The organism is Halomonas sp. AOP43-A1-21 (genome assembly GCF_052376775.1).
Classification (GTDB): Bacteria; Pseudomonadota; Gammaproteobacteria; order Pseudomonadales; family Halomonadaceae; genus Vreelandella; species Vreelandella colorata.
Genome location: NZ_JBQSWC010000098.1, coordinates 1 through 712, shown reverse-complemented (window position 1 = coordinate 712; position 712 = coordinate 1). Strand labels below are relative to the sequence as shown.

Annotated in this window: 1 protein-coding gene; it reads left to right on the top strand. The window is 57.0% G+C overall.

Annotation, left to right across the window (positions count from 1 at the left end; translation table 11 throughout):
• Positions 1-712, top strand: a 712-nt coding sequence (locus tag ACT3R7_RS20710; protein ID WP_496199467.1) for an IS1380 family transposase, incomplete at both ends; no start/stop codon positions are given.

The window sequence follows — 712 nt, the reverse complement described above, 5'->3', positions numbered from 1 at the left end:
TGCTTCATGATCCCCGCTCACCGGAACAGGTTCGTCATAAGCTCGACACGTTGGTTCGTCAGCGGGTGTTCGGTGTCGCCGCTGGCTATGAAGATTTCAACGACCATGAGGCCCTGCGCTATGATCAGGCCCTTCAGACAGCGCTCGGTGAAGAGGATACGCTGGCAGGCAAGTCGACGCTGTGCCGGGTGGAGCAGAACGCCGATCGGCAAGCAATAGTGAAGGCCCATGAGTTGCTGTGGCATCACTTCATTGAACAGCATGACGAACCACCCAAGGAGATCGTGCTGGACTTTGATGGCACCGACATCCCCGTGCATGGCGAGCAACCCGGCAAGTTCTTTAACCGTTATTACGATCACCACTGCTACTTCCCACTGTATGTCTTCTGTGGGCGCCACTTACTGGTGAGCTATCTGCGCACCAGTGACCGCAGCGACAGCCGCCATAGCTGGGCGATCCTCGCCTTACTGGTACGCTTTATCCGTCAATACTGGCCCGATACGCGCATCGTGTTACGAGGTGATAGCCACTTTTGTCGTCCCCGGATGCTGAACTGGTGTGATCGGCATCACGTCGACTACATCGTGGGAATCGCAAAGAACAGCCGGCTGCTCAAGGAAGTGGACGTCCCCATGATGCTGGTGCGCAAGACCCAATGGCAGGTGGGAGGGAAAGTAGCGGGGACGTTCCGCTTCCAGTATCAAGCCCG